This window comes from Stenotrophomonas sp. RIT-551 (assembly GCF_026241915.1).
Taxonomy (GTDB): Bacteria; Pseudomonadota; Gammaproteobacteria; order Xanthomonadales; family Xanthomonadaceae; genus Stenotrophomonas; species Stenotrophomonas bentonitica_A.
This window is the reverse complement of sequence record NZ_JAPJIU010000005.1, coordinates 117,573-135,342: the sequence shown is the minus strand read 5'-3', so window position 1 is coordinate 135,342 and position 17,770 is coordinate 117,573. Positions and strand designations below refer to the sequence as shown.

General features: G+C 66.1%; 13 protein-coding genes and 1 riboswitch. Of the genes, 2 read left to right on the top strand and 11 right to left on the bottom strand.

Annotated elements, in window-relative coordinates:
* Positions 1-71: 71 nt before the first annotated feature.
* The 5 genes from ORK51_RS08430 to ORK51_RS08410 form a co-directional block, all read right to left on the bottom strand.
* The gene (locus ORK51_RS08430) at positions 72-2,987 is read right to left on the bottom strand and encodes a TonB-dependent receptor (protein ID WP_266084719.1); all 2,916 of its coding nucleotides are present in this window, start codon (positions 2,985-2,987) and stop codon (positions 72-74) included.
* A 190-nt stretch (positions 2,988-3,177) separates the two neighbouring features.
* The gene (locus ORK51_RS08425; protein WP_266084718.1) at positions 3,178-4,122 is read right to left on the bottom strand and encodes a FecR family protein; all 945 of its coding nucleotides are present in this window, start codon (positions 4,120-4,122) and stop codon (positions 3,178-3,180) included.
* Between the two features lie 134 nt (positions 4,123-4,256).
* Positions 4,257-4,757 carry an RNA polymerase sigma factor gene (locus ORK51_RS08420; RefSeq protein WP_046274129.1) on the bottom strand — a complete coding sequence of 167 codons (501 nt, stop codon included), beginning with the start codon at positions 4,755-4,757 and terminating at the stop codon, positions 4,257-4,259.
* Positions 4,758-4,861: 104 nt separating this feature from the next.
* Entirely contained in the window at positions 4,862-5,338 is a 477-nt protein-coding gene (locus tag ORK51_RS08415; protein WP_261997259.1) for a hypothetical protein, read from the bottom strand.
* On the bottom strand, positions 5,335-5,850 hold the full coding sequence (locus ORK51_RS08410; RefSeq protein WP_266084717.1) for a hypothetical protein: 516 nt from the start codon (positions 5,848-5,850) through the stop codon (positions 5,335-5,337). Before ORK51_RS08410 ends, ORK51_RS08415 begins: the two co-directional genes overlap by 4 nt.
* A 244-nt stretch (positions 5,851-6,094) precedes the next feature.
* On the opposite strand from ORK51_RS08410, the gene ppa reads away from it, so the two are divergent.
* Together ppa and ORK51_RS08400 are read left to right on the top strand one after the other, a co-directional pair.
* Positions 6,095-6,631 (top strand): inorganic diphosphatase, encoded by a 537-nt coding sequence (gene ppa, locus ORK51_RS08405; RefSeq protein WP_019183821.1) that lies wholly within the window; start codon positions 6,095-6,097, stop codon positions 6,629-6,631.
* Between the two features lie 153 nt (positions 6,632-6,784).
* Positions 6,785-7,903 (top strand): HDOD domain-containing protein, encoded by a 1,119-nt coding sequence (locus ORK51_RS08400; protein ID WP_070425860.1) that lies wholly within the window; start codon positions 6,785-6,787, stop codon positions 7,901-7,903.
* Positions 7,904-7,959: 56 nt separating this feature from the next.
* Here ORK51_RS08400 and ORK51_RS08395 read toward each other — a convergent pair whose 3' ends face one another.
* From ORK51_RS08395 to thiC, 6 genes are all read right to left on the bottom strand, one after another.
* Positions 7,960-8,160, bottom strand: a complete 201-nt coding sequence (locus ORK51_RS08395; RefSeq protein ID WP_237393565.1) for a hypothetical protein — start codon at positions 8,158-8,160, stop codon at positions 7,960-7,962.
* 178 nt (positions 8,161-8,338) lie between these two features.
* Entirely contained in the window at positions 8,339-11,197 is a 2,859-nt protein-coding gene (locus ORK51_RS08390) for a TonB-dependent receptor plug domain-containing protein (RefSeq protein ID WP_026069877.1), read from the bottom strand.
* Between the two features lie 69 nt (positions 11,198-11,266).
* Positions 11,267-12,148 carry a helix-turn-helix transcriptional regulator gene (locus tag ORK51_RS08385; protein WP_019183817.1) on the bottom strand — a complete coding sequence of 294 codons (882 nt, stop codon included), beginning with the start codon at positions 12,146-12,148 and terminating at the stop codon, positions 11,267-11,269.
* A gap of 113 nt (positions 12,149-12,261) precedes the next feature.
* Complete coding sequence (locus ORK51_RS08380; RefSeq protein WP_266084761.1) at positions 12,262-14,601, bottom strand: winged helix-turn-helix domain-containing protein; 2,340 nt, start codon at positions 14,599-14,601, stop codon at positions 12,262-12,264.
* Positions 14,602-14,852: 251 nt separating this feature from the next.
* On the bottom strand, positions 14,853-15,530 hold the full coding sequence (locus tag ORK51_RS08375; RefSeq protein WP_019183815.1) for an ion channel: 678 nt from the start codon (positions 15,528-15,530) through the stop codon (positions 14,853-14,855).
* Positions 15,531-15,627: 97 nt separating this feature from the next.
* Positions 15,628-17,505: a phosphomethylpyrimidine synthase ThiC gene (thiC, locus tag ORK51_RS08370; RefSeq protein ID WP_266084716.1), complete on the bottom strand. Its 1,878-nt coding sequence runs from the start codon at positions 17,503-17,505 to the stop codon at positions 15,628-15,630.
* Positions 17,506-17,618: 113 nt separating this feature from the next.
* Positions 17,619-17,720, bottom strand: a riboswitch (TPP riboswitch).
* Positions 17,721-17,770: the final 50 nt, after the last annotated feature.

Sequence of the window (17,770 nt, the reverse complement as noted above, 5' to 3'; positions counted from 1 at the left end):
GGCCGGCCCCGGATGGGCAGGCTGGATGCACGACAGGGGCCGGCCATGCCAGCCCCTGTCGTGTCCAGATATCAGTAGCGGTAGGTCAGCGCCATCCGCACCGTCCGGCCCGGTGCGGGCATCACGCCCAGCGCCAGCGGATCGAGATAGTAGCGGTCGGTCAGGTTGTCTACGTTGAGGTCGACCGCGAACTGCTCGCTGGCCTGCCAGCTGGCGAACAGATCCACGATGGTCGCCGGGCGGTACAGCTGCTGGATCGCCGACAGGCCCACGTTCCATTCCTTGTCCAGCGTGCTGATCGGGCCGGCGTTGTGGATCACCCGGGTGCCGAAGCTCAGGCGCTGGTCGAACAGGCGCGAGCCCAGGGTCAGGTTGACGTTGTAGCGCGGCGGGTTCTGGGTGTTGCTGTAGGACCCTTCGAAGCCACCATCCACGCAGTCCGGCGTGTTCTTCAGTTCCTCGATCTTCCGCTGGATGCCGTAGGCACGACGCTCGGCGGCGATGTCCGGCGCGCAGGTCTTGGCCTGAATGTAGTAGTGCGCGGACAGATCGGCGAACACCATGCCGCTGTCATAGCTGGACTGGAACTCCACGCCGGAGACCTTGAAGCGGTCCACGTTGCGGATCAGCCCGGCCGACAGGGTGCGGTAGTCGCGGGTGATCAGATCAGCGATGCGCGTGTTGAAGTAGGCCAGCTTGAAGCCGGCCTGGTCGCCCTCGGTGAACAGGCTGTGGCGCACCGTGCTTGCACCCACTTCCCAGGTCCCTGCCCGTTCCGGCTTGAGCTCACCGGTCGGCTTGGCCGCGGTGAACAGGCCCAGCGTGGTCTCGAACAGGCTCGGCAGCTTCACGCCCTCGGCGTACTTCACGTACACCATCGTGTCTTCGTCGAAACGGTAGGCGACGCTGGCACTGGGCATGAAGGCGCTGTCGCGCCGACGGATCGGCTGCGACCAGGTCCAGCTGACCGGCACGCTCAGATCTTCGGCATCATCGGCGTCGTAGAAGTTCCAGCCGGTGATGTCAGCCACCGTGCCCTTCTCATACGGTGATGCCAGCAGCGAGGCTTCGGTGAACTGGCCGTTGGCATCCGGATACCAGTTGAGCATGGCGATGCGCTTGGCGCGCCATGCCGGCAGATCGGGGTTGCCGTCCAGCAGCTGGGTGTAGCGGTACTGACCGATCACCCCATACGTTTCCGGCGTGGCCAGGCGATTGCGGTCGTGCACGTTGACGCGGTTGTAGCGGCCACCGACCACCACTTCCCAATGCTCGTCCGGCTGCCATTTGACCGAGGCCACCGCGCTGTATTCCTTGCGCTCGGCGTTGCGCAGGAAGCGGTTGTTGACCAGGTCGTCGTGCATGACCGGCGAGTGCGGGCCCGGGCCGACATCCTCGTCGCTGAAGGACAGGCCGTAGTCCAGCGTGAACAACCCGGCGCGACCGTCCAGATGCGTGGTGTTGCCCACATCGAAACCGAGCCGGGTCTGGGTCAGCTCATTGCGGTAGGCATCCTTGTAGCCCGGGTCGGTGTTGAACGAGGGGCCGTCGTACCACTCGGTGCGGCGATCGAAGTACCACGGGGTGATGCCGGTCAGGCCGTTGTACATCAGGCTGTCGGCGTCGGTGTACCAGAGGTTGGCCTTCAGATCGATCCGCTCGTTGTCCGGGTTGAAGCGGTAGCGCAGGTTGTAGGCATCCATGTCGACATGGCCCGGGTCCCACTGCGGCACGCGGTCGCGGTCCACGCGGATGATCTGCGAGGCCATGATCTCGCCGGCGGTGCCTTCATAACGGCGGTAGCCCGCTTCCAGCGTCTGCTCATCGTCGATGCGCCAGGTGCCTTTGAGCAGGAAGGACTCCGAGCGCGCTGAGGTGTTGAACACTTCGGTATCCGGCGGATTCAACGGTGCCAGCGTGCGTCGGGTCTGTGGGAAGTCGTCGTAGCCGTGCTTGCCCGAGAAGTAGTTGCCGTTCTCCCGCCATGCGTAGGCGGCGACCAGGTCGAAGCGATCCCAATGCTTGGCGGTGGCGATGTTGAAGAACTGGCTGCCCAGCGCGCTGCGGTCGGTGCGCGGTGCGGCGTCGTAGGCGGGCACGTTGTTGGCGCTGGCATTGGCCATGCCGGTGCGCACGCGCAGCCCGGCGTCACGGCCATCGCGCAGCACGTCCTCGATCTTCAGCGTTTCCATCTCCACCACGCCGCCGATGCCGCCGGAAGCGTTGACGCCCAGGCTCGGCCCCTTGGTGATGGTGATGTTGGAGATCAGGTCCGGATCCAGATAGGTGCGTTGCGACTGGCCTGCGTAACCCCGGTAGGTATCCATGGTCGACTGCCCGCCGTCGATGATCACCGGAATGCGGCTCTGGCCCTGGATGCCGCGGATGTTCACGTCCAGCGCGTTGGCGGTGCGCGGATCGCCGGCGGTCACACCGGCCACGCCCTTGACGATGTCCGAGGTGGAGGTGCCGCGAAAGCGCTCGATGGTGGTGCGGTCGATGTAGGCGCTGGAACCGGCGGTACGGTACACGTCCAGCGCGCGCTCGGCGTCGCTGCCGCCCTCGATGCGATCACCTGCCACGCTGAGCGCATCGGTGACGATCAGGCCGTCGTCGTTGCCGGCCACCCGTGCGCGCTCCAGCGTTACCGCTTCCGGCCCGACCTGGCGCATGTTCAACCCACTGCCCTGCAGCAGGCGCAGCAAGGCCGACGGTGCATCCATCTGCCCGGCCACCGCCGTGGAGGTCAGGCCTTCGGCCAGTGTTGCCGGATAGGCGACCTGGACACCGGATTGCCGCATGTAGGTGCGCAGCGCGTCGGCCAGCGGCTGGGCGGGAATGTCGAAACGCAGCGTGGCCGCAGCGGAGGCCGGGCTGGACTGGGCCAGGGCCGGCAGTGCCGGCGCGGTGGCCAGGCCGGCGCTGAGCAGGGCGATGCAGAGACGTGACGGGCGCAGGCGATGCCCCGCGCGGGTGGAAGTACGCATGAAAAAACCTGTCGAAAGATCAGTGCCGCAGAGGCGGGTCATCCGCACGCAGGTGCGGATGCAGCGGACGTACGTGGCGGCGGCGGGTACGTTATGCCGGGTAAGACGAACGAACAGGTCGCTGCCCCAAGACCAATGCGCCGCCCCCGACTGGACGCACGCCACGCCGCCTCCGCAGCAGGCCGCCGCGCTACGGGTGGGTGGCCGGTGCCACGATCGCCACGCCCATCGGCAGGCGGGTCACGCTCAACCCGGCGCTGACCGCCAGGGCGTCCAGGGCCTGCTCCGGCCGGTCGATGCGGAAGGCCGCATTGATCGCGGGCAGACTGGCCAGATCCCCGCGCACGAAGGTGGGCCCGGACCGATAGCGCGCGATGCGCCGCACCGCCTCTTCCACCCCGGTTGCGTCGAGCAGCAGTTCGCCCTCACGCCAGGCCGCGATCCTGTCCAGCGCGACGTCTTCCTGCCGTGTGACCCGCCCACCCGGTGCGAAGCGCGCACGCTGGCCCGCGTCCAGATAGGTCCAGCCCCCCCGATCGGCCGCTGCGACCCGGACCCGGCCCTGCGCCACGACGGTGTCCACGTGGTCGCCTTCGCGTGCGACCGCGAACGCCGTTGAAATGTCCTCGATCACCCCGCCCTGCGCATCCACCTGGAATGGGCGCGCCGCGTCGGGTGTCACCTGGAACCACGCTTGGCCGCGCAGCAGCGCGATGCGCCGCACCTGCCCGTCGTAGCGGATGGCGATGGCGCTGTCGGCGTCAAGCACGGCGCGGCTGCCATCGGGAAGCACCACGGAGTGGATGGCCGTGCCGCTGCGGTGATCGGCCTGCAGCCGCAACCAGGCCTCCGGCGCCACCCAGGCCAACGCCAGCAAGGCGGCCGTGGCCGCGCCAACGGCGGGCCAGCGCAGGCGGCGCGGCGGCCGGCGGGCCACCACCGCCGGGGCCGGTTGCGGCCCGAGACTGCGCCACAGCTGGCGTTCGTATTCGAAGGTGCGCCGGTTGTCCGGCTCGGCCAGCCACTGCTCGAAGGCCTGCATCTGCCCGGGCTCGACCGCACCGGAGGCCAGCCAGGCAATCCAGGCGCGGGCCTGGACGGCAGCAGGGTCGGACGGTGGCAAGGGTCGGGACATCGGAGGCTGTTCGTGCGGGCTCATGGCTGGCAGTGGGTGCGCAGGCGCGCGCGGACGAAGAAGAGGCCGGAAGGGTCGGCATTATGATCAAGACGGATGGGAAACGGGCTTCCCCAAGCCCGGATGCGTGCCGCTCAGCGCCCGCTGCGCGCCCAGGCCAGGCGCTGCAAGGCGCTGCGCACGTGGTTTTCGACGGTCGTCACCGACACGCCCTGGCGCTTGGCGACCTCGACCTGGGTCATGCCCTGCAGGCGGTTGAGGCGGAAGATCGTGCGGGTCGGCTCGGGAAGATGTTCGGCCGCCGCCAGCACGCGCTGCAGTTCGTCCTGCGCCATCGCCTGCTCTTCGGTGGAGAGCACCTCGTCCGGCCCCCACAGGTAATGCTCGGCCAACAGGCGCGTGCGTCGCGTGCGCTCACGGCCGTGGTCGGTGGCCAGATTCGCCGCCAGCCGATACAGGTACGCCCGGGGGTTGCTGATCGGCTGGCCGCCGTCGACACCCCGGGCCTTGAACCAGATTGACTGGATCACATCCTCCGCGCCGCCATCACTGCCCAGAATGCGCTGCACCAGGCGCAGCAGCGCCGGGCGTTCGCGTATCAACAGCTCGGTGAGAGTGGTGGCGTTGGAGGACATGGGCCAGTGCACAAAGCGGGACCGCAGGGAGACGGCAATCCGTAAGGCGCGGCATGTTACTCCGCAAATGAGAATGAGTCACGTTTGGCCATGCCTCATGCCGGTCACAGGCATCCGGTCAGCCCTTCGTAGAGATTGGTCGTGGTGCCGGGCAGCCGCACGTGCAGTGGATCGTCCTGTTCCAGGGCCTGGAGCAGTATCGGCAGGGGCGTCCTGGCGGCCAGCGGGACGGGGCAGGCCCAGCTGCGCGCATCGACGATGATCCGCCCGCTCGATCCATCCACCTGCGCGGTGCTGCCGGTGAACGTCCATACGCACTCCTCCACGCCGCCATCGGCGGCGTTGACCGAACAGCGGAAACGCAGTGACTGCAGGTTGTGATACTCCCCTTCGCAGAAGGTATCGCCGCAGACCTCATCGAAGCCGCGGACCAGTCGCGTTTCCAGCGCGAGGAAGCGCTCCCGGCCGGTGGCCGGGGTCGGATAGCTGCGCGCATCGATGAAGGTCTCCGCAGTGGCGCCCCCTGCCGGGAAGCTGGCGGCTGCAAGTACAAGCGCGACGCTCGCGAGGAAGCGGTTCATGGGTGTCTCCTGTGGGACGCGGCAAGCGAACCGCCTTCGCCGAGGCAGCCGAGAAGCGCGTCATGGACCGACCGGCCGGTACCCGGCAGCGGCAGGATCAACGCGTCACGACGCCCCAGGGCGGCATGCAGGGCCTCCACCGGCGTGTGCGGGGCCAGTGGCACGGCGCACGCCCAGGTACGGTTGTCGGGCATGACCTTGCCGGTGGCGGCGTCCACCTCCAGGTTGCCGGCCGCAATGACCAGCGCGCATTCCGTCACGGTGCCTGTGGCCGCGTGCACCGAACAGCGGAACTGCAGCAGGACATGGTTGGCATGCGTTCCCTGGCAATAGGTGGCGCCGCACAGGTCATGAAACTCCCGCATCAAATGGCCCTGGAGGGCGTAGAAACGGTCCCAGTTCGCCTCCTTGTAGGGAAAGTCGACCAGGTCCACGTACGGTCTGGACGAGGCATGGGCCGCGGCGGCCGGGGCCACCAGGCAGAGTGCCGCCGCCATCGAAAGGCCGGCCATCGGGGTCATCCTGAGCATCGCCAGGCTCGGAGTGGGTTCCACGCCATGATCGCCAGCGGCGCCGGGCCCGGCCATCAGGCCTCAACCCAGCGCCGCGTCGGGATGAAAGGGGCAGCTGTGTGGCGATTCTTCCCTGCCTGGCAGACCGATTCGGCGCCCCGGCGGCCAGGCCGCTGCACGTTGGCCGGCAAAGGCATAAAATGGCGGACTTTGCGCCCTACCCCCTCTCAGCTGGAGCACACCCATGGGTCTGGAACTCGTTTCGCCGGGCAAGAACCCGCCGGAAGAAATCAACGTCATCATCGAGATCCCGAAGGATTCCGAGCCGGTGAAGTACGAAGTGGACAAGGAAACCGGCGCGATCTTCGTCGACCGCATCCTCTCCACCCCGATGCGCTACCCCTGCAATTACGGCTACGTGCCGAGCACCCTGTGCGGCGACGGTGATCCGGCCGACGTGCTGGTGGTGCTGCCGCTGCCGCTGGTTCCGGGCTCGGTGGTGCGTTGCCGTCCGGTCGGCGTGCTCAAGATGAGCGATGAGGCCGGCAGCGACGAAAAGATCCTGGCCGTGCCGATCTCCAAGGTCTTCAGTGGCTATGCCCACGTGGAAGACATCGAGCAGGTGTCCAGCCACTGGCTGGAGCGCATCGGCCACTTCTTCGAGCATTACAAGGACCTGGAAAAGGGCAAGTGGGTCAAGCTCGATGGCTGGGGCGGCGCCGCCGAAGCCAAGAAGATCCTGGTCGAAGCGCACCAGCGCTACCTCGGCAACATCGCCTGAGACTGACCGGCATCGCTCCGGCACCGCCTGCCGGAGCGATGTGCATCACGTTTTTCCAATGCGGCACATCACTATTCGTGCCGGATTGGGTACATTGCGTCTCTTCACACCGTCCACGGTGCGTTTCACCGTGGTCAGCCAGGGGACCGTGTCGTGCGCATTCTGCTTGTTGGGGACGAAGCCAGCCTGTCGGCTGAGCTGTTGGAATTCATTGCCGATCTTGGGGAAGAGTGGCAACCGCTGACCGCCGCCGATGGCCAGAGCGCCATGGGCATCGTTGCCGGCTCGCCGGTGGATGCGGTAATCGTGTGCCCGCAGTTGCCCGATCTCAACGCCACCACGCTGCTCGGCCAGATCCGCACGCTGCGCCCTGAGACCATCCGCATCGCACTGGTGGATGCCGAGCACGGCAACCGCCCGCCGCCGGCGCGCCTGATCGGTGTCGCCCACCGCTTCCTGCCGATGCCGCTGGCCCCGGAAGTGCTGCTCGAAGCGCTGACCAGCCTGGAAGAGCTGCGCGAACTGCTCGACAGCGCGCGCCTGCGCAGTGCCATCGGCCGGATCGAGAAGCTGCCCTCGCCACCGCACCTGTATCTGTCCCTCACCCAGGCGCTGGAACACGACGACGACACCAATACCGCCGACGTGGCCAAGCTGGTCGCGGCCGACCCGGCCATCGCGGCCAAGGTGCTGCAGTTGTCCAACTCGGCGTTCTTCAACAGCGGCCGGATCATTTCCGACCTGCGCACCGCCGTGACCCGACTGGGACTGTCGACCCTGCGCGACCTGGTGCTGGCCAGCGAAGTGTTCTCGGCCCAACCGCTGTCCGGTGCCGAGCGCAACTCGCTGCAGCAGCGCGCACTGCTGGCCTCGCGCCTGGCCGCCAAACTGCTGCCCGATTCCAGCGCCGAACTGGGCGCCACCGCGGCCCTGCTGGCCGACATCGGCCTGCTGCTGCCGGGCGTGCGCAACGAGCGCACCCCGGAAGACGTGGCCGACAATCGCCCCGGCCATGCCGAGGCGGGCGCCTACCTGCTGGGGCTGTGGGGCCTGCCGATGCCGATCATCGAAGCCGTGGCGTTCCACCTGCAGCCGCATCGCTCCACCACCCGCAGCTTCTGGGTGACCGGTGCGGTCCACGTGGCCCTGGCGCTGATCAACGGCGACCCGGTCGACGAGGAGTATCTGCAGCGGGCCGGCGTGCTAAACAAGCTCCCGCAGTGGCGCGATCACGCCAACGCACTGATGGGGCTGGTGGCCAGCGACGCCTGAGTGTACGGCGGAGCATGCTCAAAGGATGGCGCGCCCCGTGGCGCGCCATCGTCGTTTCAGCGCTGCGGACAGGCGTCCAGCACGCACAGGCGCCACAGGCGCTCGCACATGGCGGCCGAGCCACCGTCGGCGAGGCATTCGATGCGGACGTCTTCGCAGTAGCGCCCTCCCGCGCAGATGATCAGGCCGGGCGACGCACTGGCCGCGGTCGCCAGGGAGGCAAGCAGTACAGCGGAAATCTTCTGAGCGAGCGTCATTTTCATATCGATCTCTCAATCGTCCACGATTGGACCGATTGACAGTATCAACTGCATTTCCGCTCGAATTGTGAGGCGGATCACCGTTCGCTGAAACTCAGACTTTCCCTACCCCACAACGCAAAGAGGGCGGACCTTGCGGCCCGCCCTCCTTTTTTTACGCCATTGCTTCGATGGATCAGAAGCGCTGGGTGTACTTCAGGTAGTAGAACCGACCGATGTCGAAGCCGCCGTAGTAGGAGAAGCTCGAGTTCGGCTGGCTGTACATCACCGGGCCTTCGTGGTTGAACACGTTGTTCGCGCCAGCCGAGATGGTGGCATCCCACGGGGTGTTGTAACGCACCTGCAGGTCATGGAACGTGTTCGAGCCGGTGTTGCGCACCGGGATCGCCAGCGTGTAGGCCGAGGAGTAGCTCGGGTTGTTGCACTCCGGACCGCCTTCGCGATCGTAGGCGCACTCTTCCTTCAGACCGGAGTAGTAACGCATGCCCCAGTTGACGCCGAAGTTGCCCAGGCTCCAATCGATGTTCAGGTTGGAACGGACGCGGAAGTTGCCGCCCCAGTCGCCCGTGCCCCAGCCGGTGTGCTGCTCGACGGCGGTTTCAGCTTCGTTGTCGCGCTTGTACTCGAGGTAGTCCACATAGGTGGTCTTCCAGTCGATGACGATGTTGCCGAAGGACAGTTCCGGCAGACGGTAACGGATACCCAGGTCGTAACCTGCGGTTTCCTGGTAGCCGCCGTTGATCAGCGTACGGGTCACGTCGACGACCTGGCCCGAATCGGTGTCACGGGTGACACGGTCACAGGCGTTGGCGTTGTTCAGCACGTAGCACTGGTTGAGGATCGAGGTGACCGACTCGGCCGCGATGACGTTGTCGATGCGGATCTTCCACCAGTCCAGGCTGACGTCCAGGCCCTGCACGAAGTTCGGGCTGTACACCAGGCCGACGGTCCAGGTCTTGGAGGTTTCCGGCAGCAGGCCGTCATTGGAACCGGACAGGTACGGGTAGTTCGACTGTGCGCCCGGGCCGGTGGCATCGATGCCACCGGACGCTTCCTGACGGAAGTTGGCCGGCACGGCGCCGCCGCAACGGGCAGCGACGTCGGGGTTGCGCACGGCAGCACCGAAGAAGGTGTCGCACGGGTCGGTGTACTTGTCGAAGCTCTGCGAGGTGCCACCGTACAGGTTGGCCACGGTCGGCGCACGGAAGCCGGTGGCATAGGTGCCACGGACCAGCAGGTCGTCGATCGGCTTCCACTTCAGGCCGAACTTGGAGTTCACCGTGTCGCCGAAGGTGTTGTAGTCCGAGTAACGGCCGGCCATGTCGACCGACAGTTCCTTGGCGAACGGCAGATCGGCGAGGATCGGCACGTTCAGTTCCAGGTAGAACTCGTCCAGCTTGTAGCCACCGGCGGTCGGCGCACCGGCCAGGTCGGTGCTCAGGCCCGACTGCAGCAGTGCATCCGGGTTGTACTCGGCGTCTTCTTCGCGGTGCTCGTAGCCGGTCGCGAAGGACAGGTCACCGGCCGGCAGGGTCACGATGGCGCCGCTCAGGTTGGCGCTGTAGACCTTGCTGGTGGTCAGCGAGGTATCGTGGGTCGGCAGGAACAGGTACTTCTGCAGGTCCGGGTTGGACAGCGAACCGTCGGCGGTGGAGCCGTACGGCAGCAGCGGGTTCCACGGGGTGCAGCCGGCGATCGGAGCAGCGGCGGTACCGCACTGGGCGATACCGTTGGCATCCAGGTAGGACGGGCCCACGGCATTCTTCACGTTCGGAATGAACAGGTTGCCGGTGCCGGTCTTGACGCCCTTGTTGCGGTTGTAGACGTAGCCCACATCCCAGTCGAAGTACTTGTCGGCGAACTCGAACGAGCCTTCCAGACCACCACTGAAGCGGAAGGTGTTGAGCTCGGACTTGGTCTGGCGCGGCACTTCCCACGTACGACGCATGAAATCAACGTCGGTATCGAGCGGGTTGAAGACGCTGTCGCCGGACATCTGGGTGTCGTAGGCGGCCGAACGGTACGGGTAGCCGGCGATCTGCTGCAGCGCTTCGCGTTCGGTGTACAGGACGCTGGCGGTACCGCGGATGTTGTCGGTGAAGTCGAACTGACCGTTGGAGAAGACCGAACGACGCTTGATGCCGGTCGACAGGTACATCTGCTGCGACGGGTTGGACAGATCGGCGTTGCCCAGCTCGTGGTAGTCGCCGAAGTTGTTCGAGGCGCCGCCCGGGTTCAGGACGTAGTTGCCATCATCGGTAACCAGCACGCCCTTTTCGGTGATCGCGCTCCAGCCGTTGGTGTCGTCGTCGGTCGGAACCGGATGACGATAGCCGTTGGCAGAGGCGCTGTAGCGACGGTTCTTGGCCAGAACCGGCTCTTCTTCGCTGTACTCGGCGCCAAGGGTGATCGAACCGCGATCGCCGGTCTGGCCGTAGACGAAGTTGTAGGTGGTCTTGTCGCCGTCGCCCTGGCCGTACTGGCCCTTGTAGACGCTGGCTTCCAGGCCGTCGAAATTCTTGCGGGTGATGATGTTCACCACGCCGGCGATCGCGTCGGAACCGTAGATCGCCGAGGCGCCGTCGGTCAGCACTTCGATGCGCTCCACGACCGAGGTCGGGATCGAGGCCAGGTCGGTGTAGCCGCCGGAGCTGACGCCCATGCGCTTGCCGTCGAGCAGCACCAGGGTGCGCTCCGGACCGAGGTTGCGCAGGTCGACGTACTGGCCGCCGACTTCTTCGCCCGAGGACAGCGCATCGGCGCGGCTGATCGCCGGCGAGCCGGTGGCCGACAGGTTCTGCACGATGTCGGCGACGCTGGTGAAGCCCTGCTTCTCGATGTCGGCGCGCTGCAGCGCGATCACCGGCTGCGCGGTTTCAGTGCTGGCCTGACGGATACGCGAACCGGTGACCTGGATGCGGTCCAGGTCGGTCGTGCCGCTTGCTTCCTGAGCCGAAGCAAAGGCCGGCGTCAGGGCAAGCGCAATGCCGGCGGGCAGAAGGCCCAGCCGCACTGCGGGAGTACGAAAATTCATTTATCTCTCCGAGGTACGTTAGTAGCGTGTTAAAAACGCCTCGGAAAGTTACGATTGCGTTGCAATGAATTATTTGCGGGAGACAACCGAAGACTTTGCCGAATCTGGCGAGAGATTCGCACCGGCCTCACGATAGCGTGACGCAGACAACCCGAAGCGGGCCCGAAACGCCCGTGCGAAGCTGCAGCAGTTGTCAAATCCGCTGGCGGCCGCCACTTCGCCCACCATCATGTCCGTATCGCGCAGCAGATCGGCGGCCCGCTCCAGGCGCAGGCGCGCGGACAGCGATTGCGGACTCTCGGCATACAGGCTCTGGAACGTCTTGGACAGGTACCAGCTGGAGAAGTTGGTCAGCTCGGCCAGCTCCCCGATACGCACCACCCGGTGGCTGTTGCCCTCAAGGTACAGGCGCGCGCGCTGCATGCGTCCAAACACCTGGCGCTTGCGGCTGCGGGAGCGGCCCGGGCAACGCTGCACGCCGGTCGCCATGCCCTGCTGCAGGGCCGCCAGGTGCAACAGCACCGGGCGCAGCGCCTGGGTCGGGTGGCCGCTGGCCAGCACATCACGCCACAGGCGCAGGGCGACACGGGCATCGCTGCGGCTCATGCTGCCGCGGCCGGCGTAGAGGCTGCAGTCGGTAAGCTCACCCAGCGCGCGCAGTGCGTCCGGGGCCAGGCTCAGGCCGATGCACAGGCCATCGCGACCGGCCTGGACCATCGGGCGGGATTCCTTTTCGAAGGCGATCCACTCACGCTGGCGCAGCCGGAAGCGCCCCTCTTTGGATTCCACCCATGCGCTGCCGCGCAGCTGGATCCAGACCGTGAAGGTCGTGCCAGGGCTCTGCAGGCTGCCCAGGCGGGCCACGCCCAGGCAGGTTGGCAGGGGACCGTCATCGACGACCTTGTCCAGAGAGAGCGCTTGACCGCGATCGGCCAGGGAGAGCTGACGCATGACGACACCGTGAGTTTGCCTTTGCTGGCCTGCAGTGTTGCCAAATCAGGCCACTGCCTCAGGAAGTCCTGGCGAGATTGATCCGAATTCGAGGCGAGAACCTTACGAAGAACTTACGAAGGGTCTTTCGTCTTGAAAATCATGGACTTGACGAAGCCGGGGAACAGCGACGGGACGCGTTCGGGAAGCGACATCACGCCAATGTCCGTGCCGTCGGCCACGGCCAGCGCCAGGTACAGCGCTTCGCCGCCCGGGCCCGCGCTGAATCCATTGCTGGCACTCAGCCGCTGTGCGTCCAGGCAGTGCTCCTGGTCGGCGACCGGCTGTGCGATGCGCGTGAACACGGTCGCGCAATCGGCACGGTTGGACAGGTAGTCGATGCTGCCCTGCGCCGATACGGTCCAGGTGCGATAGCGCCAGCGCGTGGGCCGGTCTTCACTGATCTGGCGGATGCTGCCCGGCGTCAGGGCGGCATCGGCCTGCCACAGCCCCCCGGCCGAGAGGCGGGTGAACAGCACACGTTCGCCGGCGATGTCATAGCGTGCCTGCGAGACGCCCTCGATGCTGCCGAGCAGGCGCCATGGCGTCACGCTGCGATCGAACAGGGACAAGCGCATGCGTTCGTCACGGTCGCGCTCCACCACCAGCAGCTGCTGCCCATCCCTGCCGTACAGCGCCTGCAGCGGCTGCCGTACCGGCACGGGCAGGCGCACGGTCTGCTCATCGCGCGGAGACACCTCATAGATGCCGGGGTTGGCATGTTCATCGCGGCCCAGCACCAGTACGCGTTTACCGTCGTGCGACCAGTCGGAGGACTGGCGTGCCTCAGGCCGCAGCCCTTCGATCGGACGCAGCGAATCCGGCCGCTGCATGTCGGCCCACCACAGCGCGTAGCTGCCCGAACGGTCCGACGAAAACACGATCTGCTGGCCATCCGGCGACACCATCGGCTGCGCATCGCGTCCACTGGAGGGGAACAAGCGCTCCGGTGCGCCCAGCCCCCCGGCCGTCACCGGAACCCGGAACAGGCCGAACTGCGGGCGGCGGTGCACGAAGGCGAGCATGTCGCCGGTGCGCGAAACGGTCGGCGACTGCGCATCGTCCAGGCCGACATCCCGCAGCACGCGGGTGTCGGTGTCCAGTTCATACAGGCGCGATTCGCTGTCGACGCGGCGGCCGAACACGAGGTGGCGGCTGTCGCTGCGCCAGGCCCAGCCACGGATCTCCGCCGAATCGTCGGTCAGCTGCTCCGGGGTGCCCCCTTCGGCAGGCATCCGCCACAGATCGCCGATCTGGGGATTGCGGACGAACACGATCCAGCGACCGTCCGGCGAATAGCGTGGCGCGTATTCGAAGTTGTCACGGCCGAGATCGTAATCAAGCGACTGCCATCGTCCGCTGGCGATATCCAGGGTGCGGATACCGCGCTGCGCATACCGGCCGGACAGCGAGCCGAACACCAGACCCCGCCCATCGGGCGTCCAATCGAAGCTGAGCAGTTCGGTACCGTCGCACCGGGTGACATGGCGCACTGCGCCGCCGGTCGCGCTGGCGATCAGCACTTCGCAACTCTCGGCAGGGCCGAACCGGGCGAACGCAATCTCACGACCGTCGGGCGACCAGCTCGGGAACCGGTCGGACATTCCCTTGGGAGGCTCGACCAACAGGCGTGCAGGCGTATTGCCGGAGGTCTGCACTTTGATGACGCTGCCCGGGCGGCTGGGCACATCGGCCTCATAGGCGATCTGCGATCCATCCGGGGACAATGTGGGATACGTCTCGAACCCTGCCGTTGCGGTAATCAGCCGGTAAGGCCGCTGCGGGCTGCCGATCACCCGCGTGCCATCTTCCACCGCCGCGTCCACCGCCGAGGCGGGCGGATCGCGCTGCATCAGCATTCCCGCCATCACCAGCAGCGCCACCAGCATCGCCATGCCGACCGCCACCACCGCATAGCGACGCAGGCGACGCCGACGGCGTTTGATCGGGTCCAGCTCGGTCAGCACCGGCGGCAATGCCGCAGGCACTTCAGCCACGGTGAGCACGCTTGCGGCCGGCTGCTGGAGGTCAGGCTCGATCAGCAGTGCAGGCGCGGCATCCTCGACCACGCTGACGGCCACCAGAAGCCGGTAACCGGTCTTGGCGATGGTTTCGATATAGGGCGCGGCCGCGTCATCATCGCTGGCGAACGCCTTGCGCAGCTGGGTCACCGCCTGGGTCAGCACGTCGTTGGTCGGCAGGGTATCCGGCCAGACCTCCGCGAACAGTTCATCCCGGGTCACGACCGCGCCCGGCGATCGCAGCAGCATCCTGAGCACGCCCAGCGCCTTGGGTGTGAGCCGACGTGGGCGACGCATGCCTTCGCTCATCACTTCCCGCGAGGAGAAAGTGACGATGAAGTCGCCGATTCGAATCACATCGGCGGAGGGGCGCTCACTGTCGTTGCTGATCATCCAGAACACGTGGAAATGCAAAAAAACCACTGGAATTCACGCGATCGTCACAATCGATACAGCCAGACGAACCGCCAGATTCCGCACACGCCATCGGCGCAAACCGCAAAAACACCAAGGCGCGCGAATACTAGCCTATGCCGGTTAACCACGCCTATGCGCGCGGGTGACGACAGGCTCTCTCTCGCCGATGAATTCACATAAATCGCCTCACCATTCGCGCCTTCTGGCGCGAATTTTTTATCCTGGATTCAGTTTCGTGCACGCGCCAACATGGTCAGCCCGACGAGCCGCGAAACCACCAGGGCGACGTACATCACGCCTGAAAACTGCTCCAGCATTACCAATGCACGCGCTTGGGAATGGATCGGCACGACGTCGCTCAACCCCACCCCGGACAACAAGCTGAAGCTGAGATAAAGCAGCTCCATCCAGGTCCTCAATTCGCTCTCGCTGGTCGCCACGAAACTGCCCGGGTACCACTGCTGGCAGACCGCGAACGCGAAGGCGAAGGCCCAAGCCAAAAGCGTGAACGTGGCGCCCGCAGCGAACAGTTCGTCACGGGTCACCTTGTGGTCCTGCAGCATGTAGGCGATCAGGCTGCCGGCCGTATAGAAATACAGCAGGCATTCGAGCAGCTGTGCGGTGGTCACCAGTGCCGGGCGCTCCAGCAGGGCGCCTGCAATGGAGAACACCACCGAGGGAATCGCCAGCACCAGCGCCACCCACATTCCAAGCGGACTGCGCCGCACTACCCACAGCGCCAGGCCGAGCACGGCGATGCCGAACGCGCCGAACAGCGCGCGGCTGGCGCCGGCCTCGTCCATCGCGGGGTAAAGCAGCACGCCCAGCAGCTGCACGGCCAACAACCAGGCCGAGGGATGCCGGCGCGCGATGGCCAGCCATTTGGTGCTGCGTGCTATCGCCATTGTGGTCCCCCACCCCTGCCTGGTCGCGCCGAGCTTAGCCGGAATCGTGCGCGCGCCGGATGATGGCCGGGACGGCGCGCCCGCCCCGGCCGATGCGTTACTCCTGCCGATACACCTCTGCGCCCAGATCGCGGAACTGTGCCGACTTCTCAGCCATGCCGACCTCCAGCGCCGTGCGCTCATCCAGGCCCTGCCCCGCTGCATAGTCACGCACGTCCTGGGTGATTTTCATCGAGCAGAAGTGCGGGCCGCACATCGAGCAGAAGTGGGCCAGCTTGTGCGCGTCCTTGGGCAGCGTTTCGTCGTGGAACTCCTTGGCCTTCTCCGGGTCCAGCCCGAGATGGAACTGGTCTTCCCAGCGGAATTCGAAGCGTGCCTTGCTCAGCGCGTTGTCACGCACCTGCGCGCCGGGATGGCCCTTGGCCAGGTCCGAGGCGTGCGCGGCGATGCGGTAGGCCATGATGCCGTCGCGCACGTCCTGGCGGTTGGGCAGCCCCAGGTGCTCTTTGGGCGTGACGTAACAGAGCATCGCCGTGCCGTACCAGCCGATCATGGCCGCGCCGATCGCACTGGTGATGTGGTCATAGCCCGGGGCGATATCGGTGGTCAGCGGGCCGAGTGTGTAGAACGGCGCCTCACCGCACTCACGCAGCTGCTTGTCCATGTTTTCCTTGATCAGCTGCATCGGCACGTGGCCGGGGCCTTCGATCATGGTCTGCACGTCGTGCTTCCAGGCGATATTGGTCAACTCACCCAGTGTTTCCAGCTCACCGAACTGCGCCGCGTCGTTGGCGTCGGCGATGCACCCCGGGCGCAGGCCGTCGCCAAGCGAGAAGGTCACGTCGTAGGCCTTCATGATCTCGCAGATGTCTTCGAAGTGGGTGTACAGGAAGTTTTCCTTGTGGTGTGCCAGGCACCACTTGGCCATGATCGAGCCGCCACGCGAGACGATCCCGGTCACGCGCCCGGCGGTCAACGGCACATAGCGCAGCAGCACACCGGCATGGATGGTGAAGTAGTCCACGCCCTGCTCGGCCTGCTCGATCAGCGTGTCGCGGAAGATGTCCCAGGTGAGTTCCTCCGCGCGGCCATCGACCTTTTCCAATGCCTGGTAGATCGGCACGGTGCCAATGGCCACCGGCGAGTTGCGCAGGATCCATTCGCGGGTCTCGTGGATGTGCTTGCCGGTGGACAGGTCCATCACGGTGTCACCGCCCCAGCGGATCGCCCAGACCAGCTTTTCCACTTCCTCGGCGATGCCCGAGGAAACCGCGCTGTTGCCGATGTTGGCGTTGATCTTGGTGAGGAAGTTGCGGCCGATGATCATCGGCTCGCTTTCCGGATGGTTGATGTTGTTGGGCAGCACCGCACGGCCGCGGGCGATTTCATCGCGGACGAATTCCGGCGTGATGCGCGCCGGGATGGATGCGCCGAAGGCTTCGCCGGGATGCTGCCTGAGCAGCGCGGCATCGACAATGGCCTCGATGCGCTGGTTCTCTCGGATGGCGACGAATTCCATTTCCGGGGTGATGATGCCGCGGCGTGCGTAGTGCATCTGGGTAACGTTGGCACCGGACCGCGCGCGCCGTGGCTGCAGCCGCGACGGGAAGCGCACCGCATCCAGGCGCGCATCGGTTTCGCGGGAGCGGCCAAATGCCGAGCTCAGGCCATCGAGCACATCAGTATCGCCCCGCTCGGCCACCCAGCCGGCACGCAAGGGCGGCAGCCCCACGGAGAGGTCGATCCGCGCATTCGGATCGGTATACGGGCCAGACGTGTCATACACGGTGACCGGCGCGTTCTCTTCCCCACCAAACAGGGTCGGCGTGCGGGTCAGCACGATCTCGCGCATCGGCACCTGCAGGTCGCTGCGTGAACCCGGCACATGGATCTTGCGTGAGCCGGGAATCGGGCGCGTGACCGATTCGGACAATTGCTGGGCCTGCTGCTGCAGGGAGGAAAGCGCTGCGTTCATGACGTCGTCCTGGATCGGGTTCCGCCCGGGAATGGGCGGAACGGACGAAGCGGCGGCGCACGGCAGACGCAACACGGGCGGTCTTCGGGCGGGGCAGCCCTACGGCGCAGTGCATCAGCAATTGCGAAGCTTCCCTACGCCGGTATCAACCGGATCAGGTTCGAAGGGACTGTCTCAACCTTGGCCACTGGGCCGCGGTACCCCCGCTTCGGGGCGAATTAGAGCACAAAGCGAAGACCGTCAGCGCGCTGGGGCGGACCAACCA

Bases quoted from the DNA above. Each gene is read 5' to 3' on its own strand.
- ORK51_RS08430 (WP_266084719.1), bottom strand. From the start codon at position 2,987: ATGCGTACTTCCACCCGCGCGGGGCATCGCCTGCGCCCGTCACGTCTC.
- ORK51_RS08425 (WP_266084718.1), bottom strand. From the start codon at position 4,122: ATGTCCCGACCCTTGCCACCGTCCGACCCTGCTGCCGTCCAGGCCCGC.
- ORK51_RS08420 (WP_046274129.1), bottom strand. From the start codon at position 4,757: ATGTCCTCCAACGCCACCACTCTCACCGAGCTGTTGATACGCGAACGC.
- ORK51_RS08415 (WP_261997259.1), bottom strand. From the start codon at position 5,338: ATGAACCGCTTCCTCGCGAGCGTCGCGCTTGTACTTGCAGCCGCCAGC.
- ORK51_RS08410 (WP_266084717.1), bottom strand. From the start codon at position 5,850: ATGGCCGGCCTTTCGATGGCGGCGGCACTCTGCCTGGTGGCCCCGGCC.
- ppa (WP_019183821.1), top strand. From the start codon at position 6,095: ATGGGTCTGGAACTCGTTTCGCCGGGCAAGAACCCGCCGGAAGAAATC.
- ORK51_RS08395 (WP_237393565.1), bottom strand. From the start codon at position 8,160: ATGACGCTCGCTCAGAAGATTTCCGCTGTACTGCTTGCCTCCCTGGCG.
- ORK51_RS08390 (WP_026069877.1), bottom strand. From the start codon at position 11,197: ATGAATTTTCGTACTCCCGCAGTGCGGCTGGGCCTTCTGCCCGCCGGC.
- ORK51_RS08385 (WP_019183817.1), bottom strand. From the start codon at position 12,148: ATGCGTCAGCTCTCCCTGGCCGATCGCGGTCAAGCGCTCTCTCTGGAC.
- ORK51_RS08380 (WP_266084761.1), bottom strand. From the start codon at position 14,601: ATGATCAGCAACGACAGTGAGCGCCCCTCCGCCGATGTGATTCGAATC.
- ORK51_RS08375 (WP_019183815.1), bottom strand. From the start codon at position 15,530: ATGGCGATAGCACGCAGCACCAAATGGCTGGCCATCGCGCGCCGGCAT.
- thiC (WP_266084716.1), bottom strand. From the start codon at position 17,505: ATGAACGCAGCGCTTTCCTCCCTGCAGCAGCAGGCCCAGCAATTGTCC.